At 71.0% G+C, this 4,422-nt stretch carries 4 protein-coding genes; 1 reads left to right on the forward strand and 3 read right to left on the reverse strand.

The annotated features are described in order from the left end of the window. Window positions 1-1,829: ABC transporter permease (locus VFW24_02425; GenBank protein HEX5265602.1), on the reverse strand; the 1,829-nt coding region annotated here is incomplete at its 3' end. Between the two features lie 132 nt (window positions 1,830-1,961). Between VFW24_02425 and VFW24_02430 the strand changes: the two genes are divergently transcribed. Further along, complete coding sequence (locus VFW24_02430) at window positions 1,962-2,441, forward strand: hypothetical protein (protein HEX5265603.1); 480 nt, start codon at window positions 1,962-1,964, stop codon at window positions 2,439-2,441. A 22-nt stretch (window positions 2,442-2,463) separates the two neighbouring features. Here VFW24_02430 and VFW24_02435 read toward each other — a convergent pair whose 3' ends face one another. After that, window positions 2,464-3,606, reverse strand: a complete 1,143-nt coding sequence (locus VFW24_02435) for a thiolase domain-containing protein (GenBank protein ID HEX5265604.1) — start codon at window positions 3,604-3,606, stop codon at window positions 2,464-2,466. Between the two features lies 1 nt (window position 3,607). Further along, window positions 3,608-4,422 (reverse strand): lipid-transfer protein (locus VFW24_02440; GenBank protein HEX5265605.1); only part of this gene is annotated, 815 nt, incomplete at its 5' end.

A 4,422-nucleotide genomic window follows, 5' to 3' on the forward strand; every position in this document is an offset into this window, starting at 1 on the left:
GCCGCGAAGAAGCCCGACAGGGCAAAGGCGGCCAGCCTGGTCCGCGTCAGGTTGATCCCGAAGGACTGCGCGGCCCGGGCGTTGTCCCGGGCGGCGATGATCACCCGGCCCGATCGGTGGGACCGGATGGAGCGGGCGCACGCCACGGCCAGGACGAGCACGAACACGCACGCGTAGTAGTAGGCCAGGTCCCCCTGGAGGTTGAGCCGCCCCCCGAACAGCACCGGCCGGGTGATGTGGGTCGACTCCGGTGGCAGGAGCCACGGGAAGTACCGCGTCTGCAGGAAGAAGAACTCGGTGTTGGTCGACAGCGCCAGGGTGGTGACGCCGAGGAACAGGCCGGGCAGCCGCAGGGCGGGGATGCCGATGGCGACGGCCAGGGCCGCGCCCGTGATCCCGCCGAGGAGCACGCAGTAGAGGAAACCCATCCCGTGGTGGGTGGCCAGGCCGCCCGCCACCGCCCCCCCGATGCCGGCGATGGCGAACTGGCCCAGGCTGATCTGGCCTCCCCAGCCCGACAGGAACACCAGGGACACCCCGATGATGGCGTAGATCATCAGCGTCGAGGCCACGTCGGTGCGGCCGGCCCCGGCCAGCCTCGGCGCCAGCAGGACCAGGCCGGCCAACACGGCCCACAGCCCCCATCTGCTCCACTGCACCTCGGGCAGCAGCCGCAGCTCGGCCGGGATCGGCCTGAACTCCTTGACCTCCCGCCACGTGGCCACGCCGCTGTCCTCGGCCCGCGAGAGACGGGCCCGCTGCACGAGGAGGGCCACCAGCACGAGAGGCAGGACGATGGCCGCGGCCACGTCGGTGTTCCGGGTGGCGTAGAAGGTGGCCTGCTCGATGACGCCGAAGGCCAGACCGGCCGCCAGGGCTATCGGGAAGCTCTCCATGCGGGCCACGACGGCCGGCGCCAGGCCGTAGAGGAGCTCGGTGGTGCTGAAGCCCGACGCTCCCGACCCCGTCGGCAACTGGTCGAGGAGGACGGTCCGTTGGAAGATGGCGACCGCCGAGAGCAGGCCGGCGATCATCCAGACGATCGTCCGTACCCGGTTCACGGGTACGCCGATGAGCTGGGCCCGGTCGGCGTTCTCCGCCGAGGCCCGCACGGCCAGGCCCACCTGGGTGAAGCGGAAGAAGGCGGTGAGGCCCGCGCCCGCGGCCAGGACGATCACCATGGTCACGAGCGAGTCAGCGGTGAAGATCACCCCTCCGAGCTGGACGTGGTGACTGGAGAACGGAGTGACGATCGAGAAGCCCTTGTTCTCCTGGGCCGGGATCCACTTCACCGCCAGGATGAACACGAAGAAGCTGAGGAACTGGGCCACGCCGATGGTGGCCAGGGTGAGGATCACCCGCGGCGACCGGAGGAAGCGGCGGATGAACAGGACCTCGACCAGCGCCCCGGTCACCGGCGCTCCCACGAGGACGATGAGCACGCAGACCGGGTAGGGCCAGTTGCGGTTGGCCAGGAGCAGGATGCCCGTGATGGCGGGAACGGCGCCGAGAGCCCCCTGGGCGAAGTTGATCACCCGGTTGGCCCGGTACACGAGGATCAGGCCGAAGGCGACGAGGGCGTACAGGCTGCCCACCACCAGCCCGTACAGATAGACGCCGAACGGGACGGCGCCGAAGGCGACGGTGATGAGCAGCGGGACCCCGGCCACCGCCGCCCCGAGCTTCAGGAGCGGGCCCGCTCTGCGGCTGCGCCACGCCGCCCGGGCCCGGCGGCCCAGGTCGGCCACGACGGGGGGAGCGACCGCCCGCCCGCGCCGGCCGGTCGTCGCTTCGCCGGCCATGTTGGTGCCCCCCAGCTCCCCAGCCATTACCCCCCCGCATCCCCGTGACCCTCCACGGGAACGGGGCTATACTAGAACAAGTTTCAGTCTGGGGGAAGGGCCGGGGGGCAATTGGCTGGGGCCTCAATCATCCCGAGGCGGCATGAGGGGCAACACCCCATGCGGCGGGCCGCCGCGGCCGTGGTGCTGTTCGCCCTCCTCGCCGCCGCGCTGTCCGCGTGCGCGAGCGGTGCCATGAGCGCCGACGTCAACGTCGAGATCGGGGCGTCGTCTCTGCACCTCAGCCAGTCGACCTACGACCGGCAGGGCGCGATCTCGTTCAACGTCGACAACCAGTCCGGTCAGTACCGCGACCTGCTGATCGCCCGCTTCAACCATGTGGCGTCGGTCCCGCTCACCGCGACGGGGACGGTGGACGTGAGCCGGCTCAGCATGGCGGACCAGATCGACGTCCTGGCGCCGGGCCGCTACCACGTGCTCAGCCCCGACCTCACGCCCGGCACCTACCTGTTCGTGAGCATGGCGGTACCGAAGGTGCGGGCCGGCCCGCCGATCGTCGGGAACCAGCGCTACGTGGCCCAGGTGACAGGCGTGGGTCCGTATCAGCCCCGGATGTCGGCGCGCTTCGTCGTCAGCTGACGGCGCGCCGACACGTGCGGCGCTACTCGGGCTTCTCGGAACCGACCAGCCAGATGGCGAAGTACTGGGAGCCGCCCCCGAAGGCGTGGCCCATGGCCACCCGGACGTCGGGGATCTGGTGCTCTCCCGCCGTGCCCCGGGCCTGCATGGCCGCCTCGGCGCAGCGGATCAGCCCGGCGGCCCCGATGGCATTGGCCGACAGGACACCGCCCGACGGGTTGACGGGGAAGGCGCCGTCCATGGCGGTGTCCCCGCCGTCGGTGAGCTTCCAGCCCGTCCCGACCTCGGCCAGGCCGAGGTTCTCCAGCCACATCGGCTCGAACCAGGTGAACGGCACGTAGATCTCGGCGGTGTCGATCTCCTCGAGGGGATTGGTGATTCCCGCCTGCCGGTACACCTCCTTGGCGCACTGCTGTCCGGCCAGGGGGCTCACCCAGTCCCGGCCCGGGTGGCCCATGGCCTCGGAGCGGGTGGCGCTGGCCAGCACCCACGCGGGCCGGCGCCCGGTGTCGGGAACCCGTCGCTCGTTGGTGTAGACGATGGCGGCGGCGCCGTCCGACGTCGGGCAGCACTCCAGGCGCCGCAGCGGGTCCGCCACCATCTCGGACTCCTGCACCTTCTCGATGGTGATGTCCGGCATGTGGATCTGGGCGTGGGGGTTCTTGAGGGCGTTGAGTCGGTCCTTCACCGCCACCATCCACCCGATGTACTCGGGCGCGTGCGACCGCTCGATGTACTGGCGGATGGACGGGGCAAAGGCCACGGCCGCCCCACCCCGCTGCCCGGCCGACAGGACGCGTGACGTGTCGGTCTCCGACTGCTTCTCGAAGGCGATGCTCAGCACGCAGTCGAACAGCCCCGACTCGATGAGGTGGGCCCCGAAGATGGCGGTGTGGGCGCCGACGCTGCCGGCGGTGTGCATCCGGATCATCGGCTTGCCCGCCCCGCCCAGGGCGTCGGCCAGGTACAGCTCGGGCATCATCACGCCCTCGAACTGGTCCGGGGCCTTGCCGAAGACGATGGCCTGGATGTCCGACCAGTCCATCTCGGCGTCGGCCAGGGCCCGTGAGGCGGCCTCCCGCAGCAGGCCCGCCATGGACAGGTCCTCCCGGATCCGCTTGTGGTCGGACTGGCCGATCCCGACGATGGCGCAGCGCTCTCCCATTTCAGTCCCCCTCCAGCACGCAGACCAGGTTCTGCTGCAGGCAGTGCCCGGATGTGGCGTGGGCCAGCACCCGGCCCCGGCCGTGGTCGCGGATCTGCTTGAACGCCTCTCCGACCCGGATCAGGCCGACGGCCATGATCGGGTTGGCCGCAAGGGGCCCGCCCGACGGGTTGATCCGCGTCGTCCCGGGCAGGCCGAGGGCGTCTTTCAGGATCAGCTCCTGGTGGCTGAAGGTGGCGCTGAGCTCGGCCACCTCGATGCCGTCGTGGGAGCCGAGGGCCTGGCCGGCGGCGGCCGTCGACGGGGACTGTTCGAGGTCTCTGACGCCGAAGTAGTGGGGATCGATGCGGTGCTCTATGCCCCGGATCCACGCCGGGTGCTCGCAGACGTCGCGGGCCCGCTCCCCGGCCACCAGGATGGCCGCCGCCACCCCGTCGGAGATCGGCGGGCAGTCGTGCTTGCGGAGCGGCTCGACCCAGTAGGGCTCGTCGAGCAGCTCCTTGGCGCTCACGTCCTTCTGAACCTGGGCCATCGGATTGTCCCTGGCGTCCCGGCGCGACCGGGAGGCCACCTCGGCCATGTCCGCCTCGGTGTAGTCGGTGCGGTCGAGCAGGGCCCGGGCCTGCAGGGCGGCGGTCGAGATGCAGTCGACCCCCGTGGGGGCCAGGTAGTAGGGGTCGAGCTGGGTGGTGAGGACCTCGCGCATGTCCCCGGCCGAGGGCTTCCCGAATCCGTAGACCAGGGCGGTCTCGGCCTGGCCGATCTGCAGCATCATCCACGCCTCGTAGAGGGCCCAGGCCCCGTCCATCTCCACGT

Source organism: Acidimicrobiales bacterium (assembly GCA_036273495.1).
Classification (GTDB): domain Bacteria; phylum Actinomycetota; class Acidimicrobiia; order Acidimicrobiales; family JAJPHE01; genus DASSEU01.